This is a genomic window from Bradyrhizobium sp. 956_D2_N1_4, assembly GCF_052076025.1.
Taxonomy (GTDB): domain Bacteria; phylum Pseudomonadota; class Alphaproteobacteria; order Rhizobiales; family Xanthobacteraceae; genus Bradyrhizobium; species Bradyrhizobium barranii.
Genome location: NZ_CP197237.1, coordinates 7,623,519 through 7,645,525, shown reverse-complemented (window position 1 = coordinate 7,645,525; position 22,007 = coordinate 7,623,519). Strand labels below are relative to the sequence as shown.

General features: G+C 64.7%; 19 protein-coding genes. 7 read left to right on the top strand and 12 right to left on the bottom strand.

Annotated elements, in window-relative coordinates; all coding sequences use genetic code 11:
* Nucleotides 1–4 precede the first annotated feature (4 nt).
* From rsmG to AB7535_RS36120, 3 genes are all read left to right on the top strand, one after another.
* Nucleotides 5–775, top strand: a complete 771-nt coding sequence (rsmG, locus tag AB7535_RS36130) for a 16S rRNA (guanine(527)-N(7))-methyltransferase RsmG (protein ID WP_354113556.1) — start codon at nt 5–7, stop codon at nt 773–775.
* 30 nt (nt 776–805) lie between these two features.
* The gene (locus AB7535_RS36125) at nt 806–1,660 is read left to right on the top strand and encodes a ParA family protein (RefSeq protein WP_354113555.1); all 855 of its coding nucleotides are present in this window, start codon (nt 806–808) and stop codon (nt 1,658–1,660) included.
* Nucleotides 1,661–1,797: 137 nt separating this feature from the next.
* Nucleotides 1,798–2,685 carry a ParB/RepB/Spo0J family partition protein gene (locus tag AB7535_RS36120; RefSeq protein ID WP_028150177.1) on the top strand — a complete coding sequence of 296 codons (888 nt, stop codon included), beginning with the start codon at nt 1,798–1,800 and terminating at the stop codon, nt 2,683–2,685.
* A 272-nt stretch (nt 2,686–2,957) separates the two neighbouring features.
* Here AB7535_RS36120 and holA read toward each other — a convergent pair whose 3' ends face one another.
* From holA to leuS, 3 genes are all read right to left on the bottom strand, one after another.
* Nucleotides 2,958–3,986, bottom strand: a complete 1,029-nt coding sequence (gene holA, locus AB7535_RS36115; RefSeq protein ID WP_071908756.1) for a DNA polymerase III subunit delta — start codon at nt 3,984–3,986, stop codon at nt 2,958–2,960.
* A 110-nt stretch (nt 3,987–4,096) separates the two neighbouring features.
* Entirely contained in the window at nt 4,097–4,648 is a 552-nt protein-coding gene (lptE, locus tag AB7535_RS36110) for an LPS assembly lipoprotein LptE (protein ID WP_028150179.1), read from the bottom strand.
* Nucleotides 4,635–7,259 carry a leucine--tRNA ligase gene (gene leuS, locus AB7535_RS36105; RefSeq protein WP_354113554.1) on the bottom strand — a complete coding sequence of 875 codons (2,625 nt, stop codon included), beginning with the start codon at nt 7,257–7,259 and terminating at the stop codon, nt 4,635–4,637. Before leuS ends, lptE begins: the two co-directional genes overlap by 14 nt.
* A gap of 259 nt (nt 7,260–7,518) precedes the next feature.
* Between leuS and AB7535_RS36100 the strand changes: the two genes are divergently transcribed.
* The gene (locus AB7535_RS36100) at nt 7,519–8,496 is read left to right on the top strand and encodes a GGDEF domain-containing protein (protein ID WP_439037522.1); all 978 of its coding nucleotides are present in this window, start codon (nt 7,519–7,521) and stop codon (nt 8,494–8,496) included.
* Here AB7535_RS36100 and AB7535_RS36095 read toward each other — a convergent pair.
* A complete protein-coding gene (locus AB7535_RS36095) occupies nt 8,493–10,196 on the bottom strand; it encodes a diguanylate cyclase domain-containing protein (RefSeq protein ID WP_354113552.1) in 1,704 nt (567 codons plus the stop codon). The two genes, AB7535_RS36100 and AB7535_RS36095, sit on opposite strands and share 4 nt — an antisense overlap.
* Nucleotides 10,197–10,305: 109 nt before the next feature.
* Between AB7535_RS36095 and AB7535_RS36090 the strand changes: the two genes are divergently transcribed.
* Nucleotides 10,306–10,995, top strand: a complete 690-nt coding sequence (locus AB7535_RS36090; RefSeq protein WP_028150183.1) for a YggS family pyridoxal phosphate-dependent enzyme — start codon at nt 10,306–10,308, stop codon at nt 10,993–10,995.
* 30 nt (nt 10,996–11,025) lie between these two features.
* Here the strand turns inward: AB7535_RS36090 and AB7535_RS36085 are convergent, their stop codons facing one another.
* Together AB7535_RS36085 and AB7535_RS36080 are read right to left on the bottom strand one after the other, a co-directional pair.
* A complete protein-coding gene (locus tag AB7535_RS36085) occupies nt 11,026–11,811 on the bottom strand; it encodes a 2-keto-4-pentenoate hydratase (RefSeq protein ID WP_354113551.1) in 786 nt (261 codons plus the stop codon).
* Between the two features lie 6 nt (nt 11,812–11,817).
* Complete coding sequence (locus AB7535_RS36080) at nt 11,818–12,387, bottom strand: L,D-transpeptidase family protein (protein WP_354113550.1); 570 nt, start codon at nt 12,385–12,387, stop codon at nt 11,818–11,820.
* A 204-nt stretch (nt 12,388–12,591) separates the two neighbouring features.
* Here AB7535_RS36080 and AB7535_RS36075 point away from each other — a divergent pair, with 204 nt between their 5' ends.
* The gene (locus tag AB7535_RS36075; RefSeq protein ID WP_007598630.1) at nt 12,592–13,278 is read left to right on the top strand and encodes a response regulator transcription factor; all 687 of its coding nucleotides are present in this window, start codon (nt 12,592–12,594) and stop codon (nt 13,276–13,278) included.
* Between the two features lie 59 nt (nt 13,279–13,337).
* A complete protein-coding gene (locus AB7535_RS36070) occupies nt 13,338–13,784 on the top strand; it encodes a cyclic nucleotide-binding domain-containing protein (RefSeq protein ID WP_439037521.1) in 447 nt (148 codons plus the stop codon).
* 14 nt (nt 13,785–13,798) lie between these two features.
* Here the strand turns inward: AB7535_RS36070 and xth are convergent, their stop codons facing one another.
* The 6 genes from xth to AB7535_RS36040 all read right to left on the bottom strand — a co-directional run bounded on the left by xth (nt 13,799) and on the right by AB7535_RS36040 (nt 21,916).
* The gene (gene xth, locus AB7535_RS36065; RefSeq protein WP_014490778.1) at nt 13,799–14,614 is read right to left on the bottom strand and encodes an exodeoxyribonuclease III; all 816 of its coding nucleotides are present in this window, start codon (nt 14,612–14,614) and stop codon (nt 13,799–13,801) included.
* 201 nt (nt 14,615–14,815) lie between these two features.
* Nucleotides 14,816–15,559, bottom strand: a complete 744-nt coding sequence (locus AB7535_RS36060) for an outer membrane lipoprotein carrier protein LolA (RefSeq protein WP_028150187.1) — start codon at nt 15,557–15,559, stop codon at nt 14,816–14,818.
* A 150-nt stretch (nt 15,560–15,709) separates the two neighbouring features.
* Nucleotides 15,710–18,190: a DNA translocase FtsK gene (locus AB7535_RS36055; protein WP_354113549.1), complete on the bottom strand. Its 2,481-nt coding sequence runs from the start codon at nt 18,188–18,190 to the stop codon at nt 15,710–15,712.
* Nucleotides 18,191–18,199: 9 nt separating this feature from the next.
* On the bottom strand, nt 18,200–19,414 hold the full coding sequence (locus AB7535_RS36050) for an aminotransferase class I/II-fold pyridoxal phosphate-dependent enzyme (RefSeq protein ID WP_063980292.1): 1,215 nt from the start codon (nt 19,412–19,414) through the stop codon (nt 18,200–18,202).
* A gap of 361 nt (nt 19,415–19,775) precedes the next feature.
* Nucleotides 19,776–20,180, bottom strand: a complete 405-nt coding sequence (locus AB7535_RS36045; RefSeq protein ID WP_063980293.1) for a GFA family protein — start codon at nt 20,178–20,180, stop codon at nt 19,776–19,778.
* A gap of 137 nt (nt 20,181–20,317) precedes the next feature.
* Nucleotides 20,318–21,916, bottom strand: coding sequence for a caspase family protein (locus AB7535_RS36040; RefSeq protein ID WP_439037520.1), 1,599 nt, complete (start codon nt 21,914–21,916; stop codon nt 20,318–20,320).
* Nucleotides 21,917–22,007: the final 91 nt, after the last annotated feature.

Sequence of the window (22,007 nt, the reverse complement as noted above, 5' to 3'; positions counted from 1 at the left end):
TCACGTGAAACAGCGCGGGCCGGGCGGCAGATCGTCATCAGGGAAAACAGCGGCAGGTGAGGGCGGCGGTGGTCGAGCCGAGCCGACGCCGGTCAAACCGAAGATCGACAAGGCCAGCGCCAACGATCGGTCGCTGGACTCCACCATCGCGGCGGACAAGCTCGCGGCACTCAAGCTCGCCCCCGTTTCACGTGAAACCGAAGACCGGCTCGATCGCTACATCGCGCTGCTCCGCGAGTGGCAGGCCAAGACCAATCTGGTCGCGCCCTCGACCCTGCCGCAGCTCTGGACCCGGCACATCGCCGATTCGCTCCAGCTCGTCGATCTCGCCCCTTCGGCCAAACGCTGGGCCGACCTCGGCAGCGGCGGCGGCTTCCCCGGAATCGTCCTCGCCTGTGCCATGGCCGGGACGCCTGGCGCCAGCGTCCACCTCGTCGAGCGAATCGCCAAGAAGGCGGCCTTTCTGCGCGAAGCAGTTCGCGTCACCGCATCTCCGGGGCTCGTACATCTCGCGGAGATCGGGGATAATGTGGATAGAATCACCGGCCCCGTGGATTGCGTCACCGCGCGTGCGCTGGCTCCGCTACATCAACTCATCGGCTTTGCGGAGCCGCTGATGCGCCAGGGTGCAAAAGCGCTGTTTCCGAAGGGTCAAGATGTAGAGGCTGAATTGACCGAAGCCGCTAAATATTGGAATATTCAGCCGCAGCTTCACCAAAGCCGTACCGGCGACGGTTGGATCGTCGAGCTGACGTCCGTCGAGCGGCGCCGCTGAGGCGTTCAGGGGTCGAGTGGGGAATTTGCGATGAGCGAGATTGACGAACCGCAGCAGCAGCAGACCGGCGAAGTCCCGCAGGGCCACCCGCGCATCCTGGCGCTGGCGAATCAGAAGGGCGGCGTGGGAAAAACAACCACGGCGATCAATCTTGGCACAGCACTCGCTGCGATCGGCGAGCGCGTCCTGATCGTCGATCTCGATCCGCAGGGCAACGCCTCGACCGGCCTCGGCATCGATCGCCGCAACCGCTCCTGCTCGACCTATGACGTGCTGATCGGCGAAGCCGCTCTGCGCGAGGCGGTGGTCTCGACCGCGGTGCCGCGGCTGCATATCGCACCCTCGACCATGGATCTCTCCGGCCTCGAGCTCGAGCTCGGCACCACGCCCGGCCGCGCGTTCAAGCTGCGCGACGCCATCGGCGCGCTCAACAACAACGTCTCGCCGGACGCCGATTACACCTATGTGCTGATCGACTGCCCGCCCTCGCTCAACCTGCTCACGGTGAATGCGATGGCGGCCTCCGATGCGATCCTGGTGCCGCTCCAGTGCGAGTTCTTCGCGCTCGAGGGTCTGTCGCAATTGCTGCAGACGGTGGAGCAGGTGCGCTCGACGCTCAATCCGAACCTGTCGATCCACGGCATCGTGCTGACCATGTTCGACTCGCGCAACAACCTCTCGAACCAGGTCGTCGCCGACGTCCGTCAGTTCATGGGCGAGAAGGTCTACAAGACCATGATCCCGCGCAACGTGCGCATCTCGGAAGCGCCGTCCTACGGCAAGCCGGTCCTGGTCTACGATCTCAAATGCGTCGGCAGCGAAGCTTACTTGCGGCTCGCCACCGAAGTGATCCAGCGCGAGCGCGAGCTGCGCACCACGCATTGACGCTGCCGTAGGGTGGGCAAAGGCGTCTTCGCCGTGCCCACCATCTTCTGCACACAACTGGTGGGCACGCTTCGCTTCGCCCACCCTACGATAATTCAGTTCTGGAGTGTTGCACCGTGAATCCAAGGGAGCTGGCGATGGCCGACGAAGCGCGTTCGCGACTGGGCCGGGGTCTTGCGAGTCTGATCGGTGATGTCGGCGGCGAGGCTCAGCATGTCGATCGTCCGCGCGCGCAGCGCAAGGTGCCGATCGAATTCATCAAGCCCAATCCGCGCAACCCGCGCCGCGCCTTTTCGGAAACGGAGCTCAAGGAGCTCTCTGATTCGATCAGGCAGCACGGCGTGATCCAGCCGATCGTCGTGCGTCCGGTGAAGGGCGCGCAGGATCGCTTCGAGATCATCGCCGGCGAGCGGCGCTGGCGCGCGTCGCAGATGGCCGGCCTGCACGAAGTGCCGATCGTGCCGGTCGACATCAGCGACAGCGATGCGCTGGAGTTCGCGATCGTCGAGAACGTGCAGCGCGAAGACCTCAACCCGATGGAAGAGGCGCTCGGCTATCACGCGCTCGCCAACGAGTTCAAACGCAGCCAGGACGACATCGCAAAGGTTGTCGGCAAGAGCCGCAGCCACATCGCCAACATGATGCGGCTGACGAAACTGCCGGCCGAAGTGCAGGCCTTGATCACGAGCGGCGAGCTGACCGCCGGCCACGCCCGCGCGCTGATCGGTGTGCCCGATCCGCTCGCCTCAGCCAGGCGCATCGTCGCGGAAGGCCTCAACGTCCGCCAGGCCGAGGCGCTCGCGCATGAAGAGGGTGTGCCGGAGCGCAAGCCGCAGAAGGCGCGCAGCACCGGGGGGAAGGAAAAAGACCCCGACACAATCGATCTCGAAAAGCGCGTCAGCGATGCGCTTGGCCTCAAGGTCACGGTCAATCACCGCGACCCCGGCGGCTCCGTCCAGATCAACTACCGCAACCTCGATCAGCTCGACGAGGTGATGAAGCGGCTCGCGAAGGGCGCGCTGTAGACGTCATCGTCATTCCTACTCTCTCACCCTCACCCTGAGGAGCCGCGAAGCGGCGTCTCGAAGGGCGAGGGCCCGGGCCTTCATCCTTCGAGACGCGTGCGAGGGTGCGCTCCTCAGGATGAGGAGTTGGCGTTTCGCTCCGTCATTGCGAGCGCATCTGTTTCCACATCGTCATTGCGAGCGTAGCGAAGCAATCCAGAGTCTTTCCGCGGAGGGATTCTGGATTGCTTCGTCGCTTGCGCTCCTCGCAACGACGTGTTGAGAGCGGAGGCTTACCCCCGTCGCTTCGCATTCGCGGCGATGGCCATCAACGTGCGCTGGGCGATGGCGGCGGCTAGCGTCGATTGCTTGCGGGTGTCGAGCGCGGCGGTCGCGAGCTGCTCGATGATTGCGGCGAGCCGCGCCACGCTGAAATTGCGCAGCGCCGTTTCCACCGCGGGCTTTCGCGAAAAATGCAGGCGCGGATAGCCGCCCTCGAGCACGGCGGAGGCAGGCTGGCCGTCGGCGATCGCGAGCGCAGATTTGTGCAGCCACGCAGCCTGGCGCTGCGCGGCGGAGATGATCACGCCGGGATAGGTGCCGGCGATCATGGCCTTTGCAAATTCGGTCTCGACGATGTCGGGCCGGCCGGCGAAGGCGCCGTCGACGATGGGGTCGAGTTTCAGCTCGGACGCATCGGCAACGACGGACATCACGTCATCCAGCGTGATCTCGCCTTTGCCATGCGCATAGAGCGTCAGCTTGCGCAGCTCATTGCGCGAGGCCTGGCGGTCGCCGCCGAGGAATGACATCAGCGCCGCGCGGGCATCCTGCGCGATGCGCAGATTGGCGATGCGGAGCTCGTCGTCCATCAGCTTGGCAAGGTCGCGCTCGGTGTCGGGATAGCACCCGATCGCCACGGCCGTCTTGGCGCGCTCGCAGGCTTTGCGCAGCGGCGATTCCGGGCGCAGCTCGCCGGCCTCGATCACGATCCGGCAATCCTTCACGCCCATCTCCGCCAGCGTATCGATGCCGCTGGCGAAGCTGCGCGAGCCGGCGCGGACGCGGATGGCGCGGCGGCCGCCGAACAACGGCACCGTCATGGCTTCATCGACGAGCCGCGACGGCTCGGCGGAGAGTTCGTCGCCGTCGAGCTTGACGAGGGAGAAGGGATCGTTGGGGTCGTCGACGGCCGAGGCAATCAGTGCATCGGCGCGCTCGCGCACGAGGCCGGCATCGGGACCGTAGAGCAGGATGATCGGTCGGCCTCCGTCGGGACGGGCGAGGAAGGCGTCGATCTCTTTTCCGCGCAGCGCGACCATCGGGCCCAACTGTCATTCCGGGGCGCGCAAAGTGCGAACCCGGAAATCTCGATCAATAATTTCTGGATTCCGGATCCGCCCGGCGGGCGCTCCGGAATGACGGGGATGACTTAAGTGCCGGCGATGAAGAACGAGGCGAGGCGAGTGTTGATGTTCTCGGCGATCTCGTTGGCGGCACGATCCTCGGCATCGCGAAGGGCCCGGTTGCGGGCAAAGCGCTGGTAGGAGCCGGGCATGTCATAGGACACGCGCGCGAACGTCGTGCCGGTCATGACCGACTTGCCGCTGACGACCTCGATCAAATTGTACTGGGCGTCGATGCCGTAGTTTTCACTGTTCGGCAGGCCGGTATTGGGATCGACGATCAGCGACGTTTTGCTGCTCGCGAAGCGAATCTCCAGGCGATGGGTCGGCGGCATGCCCGTGGCCGTGCCGTAGAGCTTGAAGGCCAGGGCGTTGCGGACCTCGACGCCGACACGGGCCTCGCGGGAGGCATTGGCCTTGTTGATCGGCGGAAGGTCGACCCCCATCAGCTTCTCGCGCAGGCCGGGGGTGCCGTCACCACGCTCGGCATACATCGGCTGGAAGCAGCCAGCCGTCAGCGCCGCCAATGCGGCGACCGCCAGCAAGCGGGCAGCGATCCGGATCCTAGCCGACAACATTCACGATCCTCTTGGGGACGATGATCACCTTGCGGACGGGCTTGCCGTCCAGGGCCAGTTTTACCGCATCGAGGGCCAAAACGGCAGCCTCGATTTCCGGATTCTGGGCCACTGTTGCAACTGTGACCTCACCCCGCTTCTTGCCATTGACCTGGACCACCAGAGTCACGGCGTCTTCAACCAGCAAATCGCGTTCGATTTGGGGCCAATCGGCCTCGGAAACCAGCCCGCTATGGCCTAGAACCTGCCAACACTCCTCGGCCAGATGCGGCATCATCGGGGAGAACAGCTGAACCAGGATCTGGCTGGCCTCCCGGACCGCCCAGGCGAGGTCAGGTGTGGGCTGGCCGGGGCGCTGGAGCACCTCCGAAAACGCATTGGCGAATTCGCGGATATGGGCAAGGCAGACATTGAAGTGCAGCCGCTCGATGCCGGTGGTGACCTTGTCCAGCGCGCCATGAGCGGCCTTGCGCAAGGCGGTCGCATCCGGGCCGAACGAGCCCGGACGATCTGCCGGCGCGGCCTGGCCGAGCTCCACTGCATCGTTCACCAGCCGCCACAGCCGTTGCACGAAGCGCGAGGCGCCCTGGACGCGCTCGTCGCTCCAGATCACGTCGCGGTCGGGCGGGGAGTCCGACAGCATGAACCAGCGGGCGACATCGGCGCCGTAGGTCTCGATGATGTCGTCGGGGTCGACCGTGTTCTTCTTCGACTTCGACATCTTCTCGATCGGACCGATCTGGATGTCTTCGCCTGACGTGAGCAGCGTCGCGCGCCGGCCGTTGCCGCCGACCTCGATCTTCACCTCGGCCGGCTGCACATAGGTGCCGTCGGCCTTCTGGTAGGTCTCGTGCACCACCATGCCCTGCGTGAACATGCCGGCGAACGGCTCGTCCAGCGCAATGTGCCCGGTCGCCTTCATCGCGCGGGTGAAGAAGCGGCTGTAGAGCAGATGCAGGATCGCGTGCTCGACGCCGCCGATATACTGGTCGACCGGCAGCATCCGGTTGGCGACGGCTGGCGTGGTCGGCGCGTTCTCGTTCCAGGGATCGGTGAACCGCGCAAAATACCAGGACGAATCCACGAAGGTGTCCATGGTGTCGGTTTCGCGCTGGGCCTTGCCGCCGCATTTGGGGCAGGTGACGTGCTTCCAGGTCGGGTGATGGTCGAGCGCGTTGCCCGGTCTGTCGAAGGTCGCGTCATCAGGCAGCGTCACCGGCAGGTCGGCGTCCGGCACCGGCACCACATCGCATTTGGGGCAATGGATGACGGGAATCGGGCAGCCCCAATAGCGCTGCCGTGAAATACCCCAGTCGCGCAGGCGGAAATTAACCTGGCGCTCGCCGACCGGCGCATTGCCGCGCAGCTCGCCTTCCAGCCGCTTTGCGACCTCGTCCTTGGCCTGCTCGATGGTCATGCCGTCGAGGAAGCGCGAATTGATCATGCGGCCATCACCGTCATAGGCGGTGTCGGTGATGACGAACGTCTTCGGATCCTGTCCCTCGGGGCACACCACCGGCGTATTGCCGAGATTGTACTTGTTGACGAAGTCGAGGTCGCGCTGGTCGTGCGCGGGGCAGCCGAAGATCGCGCCCGTGCCGTATTCCATCAGCACGAAGTTCGCGACATAGACCGGCAGCTTCCAGCTCGGATCGAACGGGTGGACCGCGCGGATGCCGGTGTCAAAACCCTGCTTTTCCGCGGTGTCGATGATCTCTTGCGCGGTGCCGATCTTCTTGATGTCGGCGATGAACTGGGCAAGCTTCGGGTTCTTCGCGGCTGCTGCTTGAGCCAGCGGATGATCCGACGAAATCGCCATGAATTTGGCGCCGAACAGGGTGTCCGGGCGCGTCGTAAAGATCTTCAGCTCGCTCTCGCCGGCGGGCGTCGTCGCCTTATCCAGTGCGAAGCGGACCAGCAGGCCCTCGGAGCGGCCGATCCAGTTGCGCTGCATCAGCCGCACCTTGTCGGGCCAGCGGTCGAGCCCATCCAGCGCGGACAGCAGTTCCTGCGAGTACTTCGTGATCTTGAAGACCCACTGGCTCATTTCCCGTTGTTCGACAACGGCACCCGAGCGCCAGCCGCGGCCGTCGATCACCTGCTCGTTGGCGAGCACGGTCATGTCGACCGGATCCCAGTTGAGCTTGCGCTTCTCACGCTCGGCGAGGCCGGCGGCGAGCATGTCCAAAAACATCTTCTGCTGATGCTTGTAGTAGCTGGGGTCGCAGGTCGCGAATTCGCGCGACCAGTCAAGCGACAGCCCGATCGAGCGGAGCTGTTTCTTCATCGCGGCGATGTTGTCGTAGGTCCAGGCCTTCGGCGCGACCTTGCGCTCGATGGCGGCGTTCTCGGCCGGCAGGCCGAAGGCGTCCCAGCCCATCGGGTGCAGGACGTTGAACCCCTTGGCGCGCATGAAGCGGGCCAGCACGTCGCCGAGCGTGTAATTGCGGACATGGCCGATATGGATGCGCCCGGACGGGTAGGGGAACATCTCCAGCACGTAGTATTTCGGCCGCGAGTTGTCGTTCTTGGAGACGAAGATCGCCTGCTGGTCCCAGGCGGCTTGCCAGCGCGGTTCGGCGTCGCGGGCGTTGTAGCGTTCGGAGGTCATGGAATCGTTGGGTTTTCGTGGATTCGGCCGTCTAAAGACGGCGGACTAGGCCATAGAAGTCCTTAGGGGGTCAATGGGTTGCCGCTGGCGGCGGCCCCCCCGCAAGGCTGCTCCGCTAAAGTACGGACGGCCCATTGGGATCGGATTAAGGGGTCGGTGCGAGGTTGGCCGCCGACAGCACCCCGCCAGGCGATAATCAGGCTTCGACGATCTCGATTACGACTATGCCGCGTCCATCGCCGGACGGGCGGTGCGGAGCATGGCCGAGCAGCGGATTCCGCCGACGCCGACCAATTTTGCCGTCTGGTTCCACTATTTCGCAGGCAGCCATGACGACCTGCGCAATGCCATCGATCTCCTGATCGACCACAATCGTCCCTTCGACGCCCGGACCAACCAGGATCTGTTCGAGACCTATGTCGCGCCCCGGGCGGGCGCCGTCGCCTCCGAGACGTCCGATCGGCTGCATGCCCTCATGAGGGCGGCGAAAGAGTTTCTGGCGACGGCCATGGCCGACAATCGTTCCCAGATGCAGGCGATCAGCGAGGTCGCTGATCAGGGCAGGGCTGGGGTCGATCCGAAGGCGCTGGTCGCCCAGCTCATGAATGAGCTGGCCCGGGCCGCCACGAGGGCGACCCGGCTCGAGGCCGGCTTTGCGGAAAAGACCCGCGAGCTCGACGTGATCCGCGACTCGCTCTCCAAGTCCGAAGAGCGCGCCCGGACCGATACGCTGACGGGGCTGGCAAACCGGCGGGCGCTCGATGAATTCCTGCGCAAGGCACAGACGACCGCGGATTGGGGCGAGCCGCTTGGCGTGCTGATGCTCGACATCGACCACTTCAAGACCTTCAACGACAATTTCGGCCACGGTGTCGGCGACCAGGTGCTGCGCCTGATTGCGAAAGTGCTGCGCGAAAAAGTTCGCGAGCAGGATCTGTCGGCCCGCTATGGCGGCGAGGAGCTGATTGCCGTGCTGCCGGATGCCGATCTCGCCGCTTGCGCCGAGATCGCCGAGCGCATCAGGCGCGCGATCGCCGAATGCACGATCACGCGCCGCTCGACCGGGGAGACCCTGCCCGGCATCAGCGTGTCGATCGGCGTGGCGCAGTACCGGACCGGCGAGACGATCACCGATCTGATCGAGCGCTGCGACCGCGCGCTCTATCTCGCCAAGGGCGGCGGCCGCAATCGCGTGGTGACAGAAGTCGAGCTCGATCGCGCCGCGGCTGCGGGCTAGGCGCTCGCCGCGAGCATCATGGCGGCCGCGCCGTTCTCGATCACCTGGATGCCGTGCTCCATGACATTGTTGCGGCCGCGGTGTTTTGCGGCGTAGAGCGCGGCGTCGGCAGCTTCGATGAGATCGCCGGGGCGCAGCGTCTCGTTCGGCTTCGTTGCGGCAACGCCGATCGAGACGGTGACGATCATGTGGGCGGAGGTGATGTGCGGCAGGCACAGCTTCAGCACGGCCGCGCGCACCTGCTCGCCGATCTCGACGGCGCGGTTCACATCGGTGTTCGGCAGCAGCAGGCAGAACTCCTCGCCGCCATAGCGGGCCGCAAAGCCCATCGTGTCGGCGGCGATGCCGGACAAGGATTCGCCGAGCCGGGTCAGGCAGGAATCGCCTTCGAGATGGCCATAGGTGTCGTTGAACAGCTTGAAGTGATCGACGTCGATCATCAGCAGCGCAAGCTCGCTGTCATATTGCTGCGCGCGCATCCATTCGAAGTCGAGCCGGCTCTGGAAGCCGCGGCGATTGGCCAGCCCCGACAGCATGTCGATCGAGGCCATCACGGTCAGGCGGTCGTTGCTCGCGATCAGCTCGCGCTCGCGCTGGCTGAGCTGCGCGGCCATCGCGTTGAAGGCGCGGGCCAGCGGCACGAACTCGGCCGGCAGCCGGTTGCGCGCGGCGCGGGCCGAGAGGTCGCCTTCGCCGAGGCGTTTGGCCATGTCGGCCAGCATCTCGATCGGCTTGATCACGAGCTTCTCGGCGGCGATCAGCGCGCCGAGCAGGACGAACAGGACGACGAACGCGAGCTGGAGATAGGCTGTGCGGATGTCGCGGCTGACCGCCGCGGACACCTTGTCCTCGTCGATGCTGGCAATCAGGCGGGCGTTGGTGCCGGCGATGCGGATATAGCTCACCGCGCGGCGGGAGCCGTCAGGGGCGAGGAAAGAGAGTGAGCCCTCGTCCTGGTCCGAACGCAGCGCCTTGTCGGCGATCGCCGACATCAGCGGCATGTTGTCGAGCGGACGGCCGATCGCGCTGTGCTGATCAGCCGGCGCGGCGAGCACGGTGCCGGCGCTGTCGACCAGCACGGCAGTGATCCCGGCGCGGCCGCCGAGATTGCTCATGACCTTCGACATCCAGTCGAGGTTGACGGTGGCGAGCACGACGGCATCCGCCACACCGCTGAAGGCCGACACCGGATAAACCGCCATGACGGTCGGCGACGGCACGGGCCGCGACAGGATGAAGTCGCTCAGCACGAAGCGGCCGGTTTCCTGCGCCTGCTGGAAGTATGGCCGGTCGCTGAGGTCGAGGCCGACATACATGTTGTTGGTGGCGCACTGGATGCGTCCGTCCTGGCCGGCGATCAACAGCGTGCGGATCCAGGGAAGGTTCGACGGCAGGCTCGCGCGCAGCACGTCGCAGCTCTTGCTGATGCCGCCGGCGGAGGCGCGGATGAAGGCTTCGGATTTCAGGATGGTTTCGACCGACGAGATCACTTCGCGCTGCGCATCGGCGCTGTGTCTTGCAATGGTGGTGAATTCGGTCGCGGCCTGCGCGATCTGCCGCGCGCGCGTGTCCTCGAGCGAACGGATGCGCTCGAACATCAAGGGCGTCACCAGAATCACCGCGAGCAACGCAAGCCGTGCCCGGATTCCGAGAACCTGCTTGAGTTTCACTCGTTTGCGGTTGAAACTGACGTTTGCCATCTTCGCTGCCCACCCCATCGGCCAAGGTAAAGCGAAGGGTTCAAAAACTCTTTCTTGAACTCGGTAAAATTAGAACTAGCTCCGCAACAATCCAGTCCGAACCGACGTCATGACCGAAACCAACGCCGCGCCGGTAACCGGCCATTCACCAAACGCGCTCGCCGCGGTCGAAGCCGAAATTGTCCGCGCCTGCAAGGAAGCGCGGCGCGATCGCGCCTCCGTAACGCTGATCGCGGTGTCCAAGACGTTCGCCGCGGATGCAATTATCCCGGTCATCGACGCCGGACAGCGCGTATTCGGCGAAAATCGGGTGCAGGAGGCCAAAGGCAAGTGGCCGGCGTTAACGTCCGCCTATTCCGGCATCGCGCTGCATCTGATCGGGCCGCTGCAGTCCAACAAGGCGAAGGAGGCGGTGGCGCTGTTCGATGCCATCCATTCGGTCGACCGCCCGAGCATTTGCCAGGCGTTAGCCAAGGAAATCGAATCCCAGAACAGGCACCCGGAGCTGTTCGTCCAGATCAACATCGGCGAGGAGCCGCAGAAGGCCGGCATCGCTCCCGGCGAGGCCGATGCCTTCATCGCGAGCTGCCGCGACAGCTATGGGCTGACGATCTCCGGCCTGATGTGCATCCCGCCGGTCGACGAGCCGCCGGCGGCGCATTTCGCGCTGACCGCCAAGATCGCAGCGCGCAATGGATTGAAGAATCTCTCGATGGGCATGAGCGCGGACTTCGCCACCGCAATCATGCTCGGCGCCACCCATGTGCGCGTCGGGAGCGCGATCTTCGGGCACCGGTGACGCCGGCAGCGCTCGCAACGACGGCGGTGGTTACGCAAACCCCACCGACACCTGCCCCAGCACACCAAAATCCACCGCGAAATGATCGCCGGCCTGGATCGGCAGCGGCGGATGGCACGTGCCTGTCGTCACCGCCTCCCCTGCCCGCAAGGTGATGCCGAGCCCGCGCAGCTCGTTGGCAAGCCAGGCCAGGGCAACGCGGGGATCGCCGAGCACGTTCTTGCCGTGGCCGAGATAGCGCTGGCCGCGCAGCGTGATCTGCGGCCGCTCCTCGACGAGATCCATGGCGCGCCAGTTCGCAGTCGTCGCTGCGCCCAGCACAAACAGATGTGCGCAGGCATTGTCGGCGATGAGCTGCGCCTCGCCGGCGCTGGCGAAATCGCCAAAGCGCGAATCGGGAATCTCGATCGCGGGATGCAAGGTGTCGACGGCGGCGAGCACGTCGTCGACACTGTACGGCGTCGCGCGCGGCGGCAGATCGCGGCCCATGACGAAGGCGAACTCCGGCTCGCCGACGCGCATCTCGTTGCCCTTCATCGACGCGGTGCCGCCGTCGGCGATCACGGTGTCGCTCATGATGCGGCCGGCCAGCGGGCCCGCGACATTGATGTGCTTCTGTCCGGCCTCGCTTGTCGCCGCGATCTTCCAACCGAACAGCTTTCCAAGCGATTGGTTTTCGAGGACGGCCTGGATGGCATAGCCATCAGCGCGGCTCTGCGGCCGCAACCGCGGCTCCAGCGCGTCAAACTTGGTGCCGTCGCGCCAATGTTTGACCAGGACCTGCGATGCGGCGGCGATCTGATCCTTGTCGAGCATGTGCCCTCACCCGATGATGATTCTTGTTCTTGGTCCCAGTCGCCGCAGCAATTGCAGCATCGCCGCTTTGGTCATCGAGACGCAGCCTGCGGTCGGCCCGAAATTGTCGCGCGCCAGATGCAAAAACACCGCACTGCCGCGGCCGGCGATGCGCGGTCTGGTGTTGTGGTCGATTTCGATGATGAAGTCATAGAGATGGTCGGTCCGCTTGAGACGGTCACCGCCCTGCTCCGGTCCGAGCCGGATCGCCTGATTGTAGTGGCGATCTCCGGCGTCCTCGCACCAGGCGTCCGTGTCGCCGATGGTCCGGGCCGGAAGAAAGGTCCGCGGACGGCTGTGACGGTCGCCCCGCCACCACAATTGCCTGGGACGGAAGCTGCCCCGCGGGGTGCCGCCATCGCCCTCGCGCTTGTTTGCCAGGATTCCGCCCCGCCCCAGCGCCACCGGGATCGTCAGCGCGCCGGCCGTCAGCCAGCCCCGGCGCGGATTCCCGGCAGCAGGTCTAACGCGGATCGCTCGAAGCGGTCCGGAGCTTCGATTCTTTGGGTAACTAGCTGAATCCGCTTTGTTTTTCATGTGAACGTGCGTTGTCGAATTCATTACAGGACATTCATCAAAACGGCCTGAGATTTTGAGTTAGAGTGCTTCTGGCTTGTGAATCGGTAACAGCCCACTACTTCAACACGAACAACAATAATAACGGCGACCCCCCTAACTTTCCCTCGCGGCTGGGTGCAGCATGCATGCGCGCCGAGCCGGACTCCAAAAGGATGACCCCCTATGGCCAATGCCCGCAAGATCCTCATCGTGGATGACGATACCGATCTGCGCGATACGTTGGTGGAGCAATTATCGCTGCACGAAGAATTTGAGGCCTCCGCCGTCGATACCGGGGCCAAGGGCGCGAGCGCCGCGAAGGCCAATGCCCCCGATCTCGTCCTGATGGATGTCGGCCTGCCCGACACCGATGGCCGCGAGGTGGTTCGTTCCTTGCGCAAGGGCGGCTTCAAGGCCCCGATCATCATGCTCACCGGGCATGACACCGATTCCGACACGATTTTGGGGCTGGAATCCGGCGCCAACGACTACGTCGCAAAACCCTTCCGTTTCGCCGTGCTGCTGGCCCGCATCCGCGCCCAGCTCCGCCAGCACGAGGCGAGCGAGGACGCGGTGTTCTCGGTCGGCCCCTACTCCTTCCGCCCGGGCTCGAAGATGCTGACCGCGGCCAATGCCCGCAAGGTCCGGCTCACCGAGAAGGAAACCGCCATCCTCCGCTTCCTCTACCGGGCCGGCCAGATGCCGGTCTCGCGCGAGACCCTGCTCCAGGAGGTCTGGGGCTATAATTCCGGCGTCACCACCCACACGCTGGAAACCCACATCTACCGCCTCCGCCAGAAGATCGAGAAGGACGCCGCCAATCCGGAGATCCTGGTCACGGAAGCCGGTGGCTACAAGCTGGTGCCGTGATACGCTTTAGGGGCGTGCGAATCGTTTTAGATCGCATGCCCTTTGAGCCCCGGACCTGAATGTCAATCGACGACGACGTAGCGCTTCTCGAGCGTGTCCCGACACTGCGCTTGTTGGGAGACGCGTCGTTGCGCATGCTGGCGATCGGCTCCGAGCAGCGTAATTTCGTTCGCGGCGACGTCCTGTTCAATCTCGGCGACGAAGCCGATGCCGGATACGTGGTTCAACGCGGCGCCTTTCGGGTCGACGACGGCGCCGGCGCGGAGATGATCGCAGGTCCCGGCGCGCTGATCGGCGAGCTCGCGCTGGTGGTGCCGATGAAGCGGCCGTCGAGCGCGGTCGCGCTGGTGCACGCCTCCGTCATCCGCGTCGCGCGCAGCTTGTTTCAACGCGTGCTCGAGAGTGACCCCGCGGCTGCGGTGCGCCTGCGTGACGAATTCGCGGTCCGCTCCAGCCAGATCGCGAGCGATATCCTGATGGCGGGCGCGAAGCTGACGTCGTCGTAGCCCGGACGGCGCCGTCAAACCTCCAGCGTCACCGTCACCGGCACGTGGTCCGACGGGCGCTCCCAGCTCCGCGCGTCGCGCAGGATCTTGAAATCGCTGACCGCGTCCTTCAATGCGCGCGAGACCCAGATGTGGTCGAGCCTGCGGCCGCGATCACCGACGGTCCAGTCGGCGGAGCGATAGCTCCACCACGTATAGACCTTCTCCGACATCGGAAAACGCTCGCGCGCGACGTCGACCCACTCACCGGCTGCCAGCGCGGCTTGCAGCTTCTCGGTCTCCACAGGTGTATGCGAAACCACTTTCAGAAGCTGCTTGTGCGACCAGACATCGTTCTCGTGCGGCGCGACGTTGAGATCGCCGACCAGGATGTGGCGATCCTCCCCGCGCGGATGCAGCGGCTCGCAGGCCTTCATTTCGTCGAGGAAGCGAAGCTTGTGGTCGAATTTCTCGTTCAGCGCGGGATCGGGAATGTCGCCGCCGGCGGGCACGTAGAAGTTATGCAGCACCAGCGGCTTTGCGATGCTGGCCTTCTCGCCGAACGAGACCGAGATGTGGCGCGAATCCACCTTGTCGCAGAAGGTGCGGATGTCTTTCGATTCGAACGGAATCTTCGAGACGATGGCGACGCCGTGATAGCCCTTCTGCCCGTTCAGCGCGACATGCTCATAGCCGAGCCGCTTGAAGCGCTTCAGCGGAAAGGCATCGTCGATGCACTTGGTCTCCTGGAGGCACAGCACGTCCGGCCGCGCGCTCTTGAGAAACTTCGCGACCAGGTCGATGCGCAGCCGCACCGAGTTGATGTTCCAGGTTGTCAGGGAAAGACGCATGAGGGATGCGTCTTAGCAAGCTCTCGTAGGGCGGGCAAAGGCGCAAAGCGCCGTGCCCACGTCTTTTCGGGGATGGGTGCAAGGTTCGTAGCAAGCCCTCGTAGGGTGGGCAAAGCGAAGCGTGCCCACCATGCCTGCCGCAAGGAGAGATGGTGGGCACGGCGCTAATGCGCCTTTGCCCACCCTACGGCAGTAGAGCTTTCAACCCGGCGATGGGCCGTAATTGGTGAAATCGATCTTGAACATGGCAGGATCGAGCTTCTTGCCCGCATCGAGATTGTAGACCGCGATCGTGGTGTCGTAGCCCTGCGGGTCGGTGACGGTCCACTGCTTCAACTGGCCGTCCTTGGCGCCGAACATCAGCAGGAGGCGGCTGGTGCCGACCAGCGCCTGCTTCTCCTCGATGGTGACGCTGACGAAGACGTCGTCGGCCGAGACGTTGACGACGTTGGTGTCCTTCATCAGGTCGATGCGATCGGACAGCAGGAAGCGCAGCGGCGTCTGCGACAGCGGATAGACGTCCTGGGTCGCGAGCTTGCGGTCGCGCACCACCAGCGAGGATCCGTCGGCGACGATGTCGATCGGGCTCGGCGCGTCATATTCGAAGCGCACCTTGCCGGGCTTCTGGATGTAGAAGTCGCCCTGCGTCTTGCTGCCGTCGGGGCCGACCTGGACGAAATTTCCAACCAGCGTCGACAGCGAGGACAGATAGGCGCTGACCTTGGCCGCCTGCGCCTTCTGGTTGGCGTCGAAGGTCTGGAAGATGCTGGTCGGCACGTTGCGGCGCGGATCCGGGATGACCGGGTTCGGCGGCGTCTGGGTCGCGCCGGTGACAGCGGGGCCTCCGCCATCGCGGCCCTTCGGCGCGGGCTTCGGCACAGGCACGGTCTGCGCGAACGACGCCGCGGTCACCATCGCGGCGGTGACGAGAAGCACACCGGCCATACGCGCGCTTCGCGCAGCGATGGTGGCAGCGAATCGAATGTCCGGATGTCTGATCAACGCGTCGTCCTGTGTGGCTGGGCGCCCTTTTAGCGTGATTTCGCTACTGCAGATATCGATTTTGCGTGAAATTATGTTCAGAGGCGGCTCGCCTCACATGTGGCTGTCTTCTTCCTCGACCAGAATCTCGCGCTTTCCGGCGTGGTTGGCGGGTCCGACGATGCCTTCCAGTTCCATGCGCTCCATCAAGGACGCGGCACGGTTATAGCCGATCTGGAGCCGGCGCTGGATGTAGCTGGTCGAGGCCTTGCGGTCGCGTTTGACGATGGCCACGGCCTGTTGGAAGAGATCGCCGCCGCCATCCGCGCCCATGCCGCTGGCGTCGAACACGGCGCCACCGTCCTCGTCCTCGGTCGGCTCTTCGGCCGTGACGGCCTCGAGGTATTCGGGCTGGCCCTGCGTCTTGAGGTGCCGCACCACCTTCTCGACTTCCTCGTCCGATGCGAAAGGTCCGTGCACGCGGCTGATGCGGCCGCCGCCCGCCATGTAGAGCATGTCACCCTGCCCGAGCAGCTGCTCGGCGCCCATCTCGCCCAGGATGGTGCGGCTGTCGATCTTGGACGTCACCTGGAAGGCGATGCGGGTCGGGAAGTTCGCCTTGATGGTGCCGGTGATGACGTCGACCGACGGGCGTTGCGTCGCGAGGATCACATGCAGGCCGGCGGCGCGCGCCATCTGCGCGAGACGCTGCACCGCGCCTTCGATGTCCTTGCCGGCGACCATCATCAGGTCGGCCATTTCGTCGACGATGATGACGATGTAGGGCAGCGGGTCGAGCGAGAGCTTCTCTTCCTCGTAGATCGCCTTGCCGGTTTCCTTGTCGAAGCCGGTGTGCACAGTGCGCGTCGGTTCCTCGCCCTTGGCTTTCAATTCGAGCAGGCGCGTATTGTAGCCGTCGATGTTGCGCACACCGAGCTTGGCCATGTTCTTGTAGCGCTCTTCCATCTCGCGCACGGCCCATTTCAGCGCGACCACCGCCTTCTTCGGGTCGGTCACAACAGGCGTGAGCAGATGGGGAATGCCGTCATAGACGGAGAGTTCGAGCATCTTCGGATCGACCATGATCAGGCGGCACTGGTCCGGGCGCAGCCGGTAGACCAGGCTGAGGATCATGGTGTTGATGGCGACCGACTTGCCGGACCCGGTGGTGCCGGCGATCAGCATGTGCGGCGTGCGCGCGAGGTCGATGATCACGGGGTCGCCGCCGATGGTCTTGCCGAGGCAGAGCGGCAGCTTCGCAACCGAATCGACAGTCTCCTTGGCGACCAGCAGCTCGCGCAGATAGACCTTTTCGCGATGCGCATTCGGTAGCTCGATGCCGATGGCGTTACGGCCGGGTACGACGGCGACGCGTGCCGACAGCGCGCTCATCGAACGGGCGATATCGTCGGCGAGACCGATCACGCGCGATGACTTGATGCCGGGCGCCGGCTCCAGCTCGTACAGTGTGACCACGGGACCCGGATTGGCTTTCACGATCTCGCCGCGCACGCCGAAATCCTGCAGCACGCCTTCGAGCGAACGCGAATTGGCTTCCAGCTCAGCCTTGCTGAGCGGCTGGCGATCGCCCGCCTTGGGCGCGGCCAGCACGGACACGGACGGAAGCTCGAACTTGTCGGAGGATTTCTTGGAAGCGGCCTTTGGTGCAGCCTTCTTGCGCGGGGCGCGCGCGGCCGGCTCCTCCTCTTCCTCCTCCTCGTCTTCCTCTTCTTCGTGCTCGTCCTCGTCAATTTCGTCTTCGGACTGCGGCGAGATCGACGGCGCGGCGCGGCCGGCGCCGAGATTCGGCTCCTGGCGGCTGAACGCAACGGCTTTGGTCTTCGGTCCGCTCGAGACCAGCGAGCGGTAAGCGGTGCCGAGCAGCCAGATCAGCCGCGCCTTCGTGCTCATCAATGCGTGGAACAGCCACCCCAGCGACACCGAGCCGCGATCGCTCTCCTCGTCTTCGTCGAGCGGCTTGTCGTCGTCCTCGATCTCGGCGAACTCGTCGTCATGCGCGCGCGCGCCGAGGCCGCAAGCGATCAGGAAGGTGGCGCCGATCGCGGCGAACAGGATCGTGCCCAGCACCATGCGATAGATCGTGCCCGCCGGTCCGAAAATCACCGCGGGCGCGCGCACCAGCGCATCGCCGACCACGCCGCCGAGGCCGGTCGGCAGCGGCCAGGCGCCGCCATGCGGCCAGCAGCTGGCAAAGCCCGCAGCGATCACGGTGCAGAGAATCCAGGAACCGAGCCGCAGCGCCTCGCGGTCGAACGGGCGATGGGTCATCATGCGCCAACCCCAGACCGCGACCGTCAGGACCAGCATGATCGCGCCGAGCCCGAGGATCTGCATCGCAAGGTCGGCGCCGATCGCGCCGGCATAGCCGAGAATGTTGCGGATCGGCCGTGAGGTCGCGTGGCTGAGGCTTGGATCCTGCACCGACCAGGTCATCAGCGCGGCCGAGGCGACGCCGGACAATGCAATCAGGCCGAAACCGGTGAGCTCGCGCATACGCCGCGCCAGCCCCTCGCGGATCGACGGTGGCAGATGGCCGACCAGTGGAATGACACGTTCGATTGCCGACATGCTCATGGGCCCCGCCTAACCCAGAGTCTCGACCAGGCGGTGCAGCGCCTGCGCCGTGGTCTCGCCATCCTGCACCAGCGCAAGGCGAATGAAACCTGCGCCCGGATTGAAGCCGTCGGGCTGGAGCCGCGCCAGATAGCTGCCGGGCACCACGCGTACGCCTGCTTCCTTGAAGAGCCTGAGCGTGATCGACACGTCGTCGCCGAGCGCGGACGTGTTGAGCCAGACGCAGAAGCCGGCGTCAGGCCGGCGATAGCCGTAACGATCGCCGATGATCTGGTCGGCGAGATCGAACTTGATCCGGTAGAGCCTGCGGTTCTCCTCGACATGCGCCTCGTCGCCATAGGCAACGGTCGCGACATGCTGGAGCGGCACCGGCACCTGCGGCGCTGCGATGTTGCGCAGCTCGAGGAACATGCCGATGAATCGCTTGTCGCCGGCGGCGAAACCGACGCGCAGGCCCGGCAGGTTGGAGCGCTTCGACAGCGACTGGAACGCAACCACGCGGGTGAAATCAGGGCCGGCGCATTCGAGCGCGCTGCCCGGGGCCTCGCGGGTGTAGATCTCGGAATAGCACTCGTCGCTGAGGATCACGAAGCCGTAGCGGTCGGCGAGCTGCTTCAACCGCCTGAAATAGTCGGGCTTGGCGACCGAGCCCTGCGGATTGGCGGGCGAGGCCAGATAGAACGCCACCGTGCGCGCCAGCGTCGCTTCGTCGATGGCATCGAGATCGGGCAGAAAGCCGTTTTCCACGGTGGTCGGCAGGTAGACCGGCTCGCAGGCCGCGGCGCGGGCGCCGGCGCCATAGACCGGATAGAACGGGTTCGGCATCAGGATGGCGGGCTTGCCGGGGCGCGGGCCGACATAGCGCGCGGCCGCGATCGCGGCGAGGAACAGCCCCTCTCGGCTGCCATTGAGGACGAGAATCTCGTTCTCGGGGTCGAGCGGCCGCGGCAGCTTGAAGCGCGACGACAGCCAGGCGCCCGCTGCCGTGCGAAACGGGTCGGTGCCCTTGTTCGCGGGGTAACGGCCGAAATCGGCGATGTGCTTGGCCAGCACCGGGCCGACGAAGTCAGGCACGGGATGCTGGGGCTCGCCGACTGCAAGCGTAATCAAGGGCTTACCCGGTTGATGGGGTGCCAGCAGCTCGTTCAGCCGGACGAAGGGCGAGCGTTCGCTATCGGAGCTTCCACTGTCCTGCGGCGCACGGGATGAAGCGGTTATAGCCATTCTGGACGCCAGCACTCTTGGAACAGCCGGTCGCACCAAGGCGCCGGCGGGAAGCGGTTCACTTCACCATAGATAGGGCGAGGTTAAGACGCGATTAACCATCGGCTTTCCGCGCCATCAAGAGTCATTTCCGTGACCTGGATTTGAGGTCCGGCCCGTCCGGAGCGGGAATAATGAGGCCGGATACAGCGGACGCATGGCGGGCCCGGGTCCCGTCATGGCCGGGCCTGTCCCGGCCATCCCCGGCCCATTCTACCGTACCCAAGAACGTTCATGCCCGGGCCTTCGCCTCGCCGAAGCGGGCTTCGGCCGCGCAGGCGGGGCAAGCCCGGGCATGACGAGTTTCCGGATATGGGCGCGCCTAGTGCCCCGGCAGCTTCTCGAATGTCTTCATGCCCACCGGGATCGCGTGGAACTCCTGCATGTCGCAGGTGTAGATCGCCATCTGCGGATGGAACTGCGCGGGCTCGTCTAAGGTGCCGACCTTCAGGATCGCCGCCGGCAGGCCCGGAACCTTGGTCACCAGATGGGTGCCGCATTCGGCGCAGAATTCGCGCGTGACGGCGCGTTCGAGGTCCTTGCGCGTGAATTGCTTGGGCTGCCCGGTGATGTAGCTGAAGCCGGCCGCCGGCATCGCGATGAAGGTGTTGGGCGCGCCGCCCGAGATATACTGGCACTCGCGGCAATGACACTGGGCCTGCATCATTGGATCGCCTTCGGCCACGTAGCGCACTTCGCCGCAATAACATCCGCCTTCCAAACGCATGACGACCTCCCGATTTGTTTTTCGTTGTGGTCGATGTTTCTGCGCCGGCAATCTGAAATGGCAATCTATTTCTTTTGCGCAACGGTCAAAAAGAACATGGCGTTCTCGATGGGAAGGCTGCGGAGAATGCCTTACGCCTATCGCTTGGCGATGCCGCAGCCGTTGAAAGCTCGACTTCTCCAGCATCCGCTGCTCATGCATTCCGCTTCCTGCCGCACGCAGAAGGTTGAGCCACAATTGGGCTGGCCGCCAAAACTGACGCAAGCCACCACGCAATTTCTGCGCATCGTGGAGCAGCTCATCCCGTTGCCGCCCGGCGCGGCCTGTCCGCCGTCGCGCCGATCGGAAGGCGCAGCAGCCGCATTGTCATTGCGCTTTGCGGCGCGCTTCGGGTCGGGCTGCCTCCGCTCGGATTCTCCGCTTGGCGCTGATACCTTTGAAAAGTCGTAGCGACACGGCCAATAGGTTTCCGTGCGGACCCCAGCCCCTTTGGAAGCCTTCAGTTCGAGCACGATCTTGTATCGATAGGACGAGCCCGCGGCGCGATTCAGCGGATCCTTGTCGCCAATGATACCGTTGACGGAGATAGTGCTGTTGCCGTCCGCTTCGATCTTGCCGTCATAACTCACAGAGCCGGGCTTGCCCTCGTCCCCGAGCACCGTGTGCAGCACTCCTTCCTTGATGCGAAAGACATATTGGCGATGGGCTTCCGGAAAAGGCGGTTTGCTCTCGCAGCTTTCGTTGGCGATCCAGGTTCCGTCGAAAGTCGTCGGGCGCTTTGCGCTGTCGATGGATTTCGACAGCAGCTCGATGCGGTATTTCGCCAGGTCTGCAAAGGCGCAGGACGGGAAGCGAAGCAGATGATCCTTGAAGGCCGTGATGGTCCCGAGCGCGTCCGCACCGCGCCAATGGTCGGCGGCCTCTGCGCAAGGGTCAGTCCGAGGTGAAGATGGTGTCAGCGCCGCGGGTTCGGCTTTGCCATTGAGGTAAAACTCGCCGAAGAACGACAACGACAGCTCCGGGACCTGTGATCCCTTGGTGCGCTTGTAGACGCCGGCGCCGATGGTCTGGAACACTGTATTGATGTTGTCCTTGTCGCTGATGTGCTCCAGGAACGAGCTGGTATAGGGACTGTTGCGGCCGTTGCCGTCGTCGGCCGTGCGACCGGCCTGGGTCGCATAGGAGATGATGGTGCCCTCCGGGCTCTCCATCTTGGCCAGCCCGCGGCTGACGGTTACGCCGCGCCCCTGCCCGATGTTTCGCCGGAGCTCGTCCGCGAAGGGATTGTCGCGGCAGGCGTCGAGCACGAGGATGCGCAGGTTCTTGGCCTGCTGCAAATCCGCCAGGATCTCGTCGGCGCGCACCAGGCGCCGCAGATCAACCTCGTCGCGCACGACGGCATCGACGGGCACCAGATAGTTGACGCCTGCGAATTGCAGCGCGTGTCCGCTGTAATAGAACAGGGCGACGTCGGCGCCGCGGGCCTCGCGCGCAAAGCGAAGAACGGTGTCCTGCATGGCGGCCTGATCGAGATCGGTCGCGACCAGGGGCTCGAATCCCGATCGCTTCAGCGCCGCGCCGATGTCGGCCGCATCATTGGTCGGATTGGCGAGCGTGGGAACGTTCCGGTAGGCGCCGTTGCCAATCACCAGCGCAACGCGCTTGTCGGCCTTGGCGTCGAGGGCAGACAGGGCAAGCGACAGCAAACACAAAGCCACGAAACGCAACAGGCTCATGAGACCGTGCTCCGGACGGGAGCATGATATTCACCAGTTTCGGGACAATGCAATTTGGGCTTGGTGCAGGCGTGGCCGCTGCGACGATGCG

What these genes read in the sequence shown, in the direction of transcription:
- AB7535_RS36070 (WP_439037521.1), top strand. Translation starts at nt 13,338, where the DNA reads ATGTCAATCGACGACGACGTAGCGCTTCTCGAGCGTGTCCCGACACTG.
- AB7535_RS36100 (WP_439037522.1), top strand. Translation starts at nt 7,519, where the DNA reads ATGGCCGAGCAGCGGATTCCGCCGACGCCGACCAATTTTGCCGTCTGG.
- AB7535_RS36060 (WP_028150187.1), bottom strand. Translation starts at nt 15,559, where the DNA reads ATGGCCGGTGTGCTTCTCGTCACCGCCGCGATGGTGACCGCGGCGTCG.
- AB7535_RS36055 (WP_354113549.1), bottom strand. Translation starts at nt 18,190, where the DNA reads ATGAGCATGTCGGCAATCGAACGTGTCATTCCACTGGTCGGCCATCTG.
- AB7535_RS36125 (WP_354113555.1), top strand. Translation starts at nt 806, where the DNA reads ATGAGCGAGATTGACGAACCGCAGCAGCAGCAGACCGGCGAAGTCCCG.
- AB7535_RS36120 (WP_028150177.1), top strand. Translation starts at nt 1,798, where the DNA reads ATGGCCGACGAAGCGCGTTCGCGACTGGGCCGGGGTCTTGCGAGTCTG.
- AB7535_RS36090 (WP_028150183.1), top strand. Translation starts at nt 10,306, where the DNA reads ATGACCGAAACCAACGCCGCGCCGGTAACCGGCCATTCACCAAACGCG.
- AB7535_RS36045 (WP_063980293.1), bottom strand. Translation starts at nt 20,180, where the DNA reads ATGCGTTTGGAAGGCGGATGTTATTGCGGCGAAGTGCGCTACGTGGCC.
- AB7535_RS36080 (WP_354113550.1), bottom strand. Translation starts at nt 12,387, where the DNA reads ATGAAAAACAAAGCGGATTCAGCTAGTTACCCAAAGAATCGAAGCTCC.
- leuS (WP_354113554.1), bottom strand. Translation starts at nt 7,259, where the DNA reads ATGACCTCCGAACGCTACAACGCCCGCGACGCCGAACCGCGCTGGCAA.
- AB7535_RS36095 (WP_354113552.1), bottom strand. Translation starts at nt 10,196, where the DNA reads ATGGCAAACGTCAGTTTCAACCGCAAACGAGTGAAACTCAAGCAGGTT.
- AB7535_RS36050 (WP_063980292.1), bottom strand. Translation starts at nt 19,414, where the DNA reads ATGGCTATAACCGCTTCATCCCGTGCGCCGCAGGACAGTGGAAGCTCC.
- AB7535_RS36040 (WP_439037520.1), bottom strand. Translation starts at nt 21,916, where the DNA reads ATGAGCCTGTTGCGTTTCGTGGCTTTGTGTTTGCTGTCGCTTGCCCTG.
- AB7535_RS36075 (WP_007598630.1), top strand. Translation starts at nt 12,592, where the DNA reads ATGGCCAATGCCCGCAAGATCCTCATCGTGGATGACGATACCGATCTG.
- holA (WP_071908756.1), bottom strand. Translation starts at nt 3,986, where the DNA reads ATGGTCGCGCTGCGCGGAAAAGAGATCGACGCCTTCCTCGCCCGTCCC.
- AB7535_RS36085 (WP_354113551.1), bottom strand. Translation starts at nt 11,811, where the DNA reads ATGCTCGACAAGGATCAGATCGCCGCCGCATCGCAGGTCCTGGTCAAA.
- xth (WP_014490778.1), bottom strand. Translation starts at nt 14,614, where the DNA reads ATGCGTCTTTCCCTGACAACCTGGAACATCAACTCGGTGCGGCTGCGC.
- lptE (WP_028150179.1), bottom strand. Translation starts at nt 4,648, where the DNA reads ATGTTGTCGGCTAGGATCCGGATCGCTGCCCGCTTGCTGGCGGTCGCC.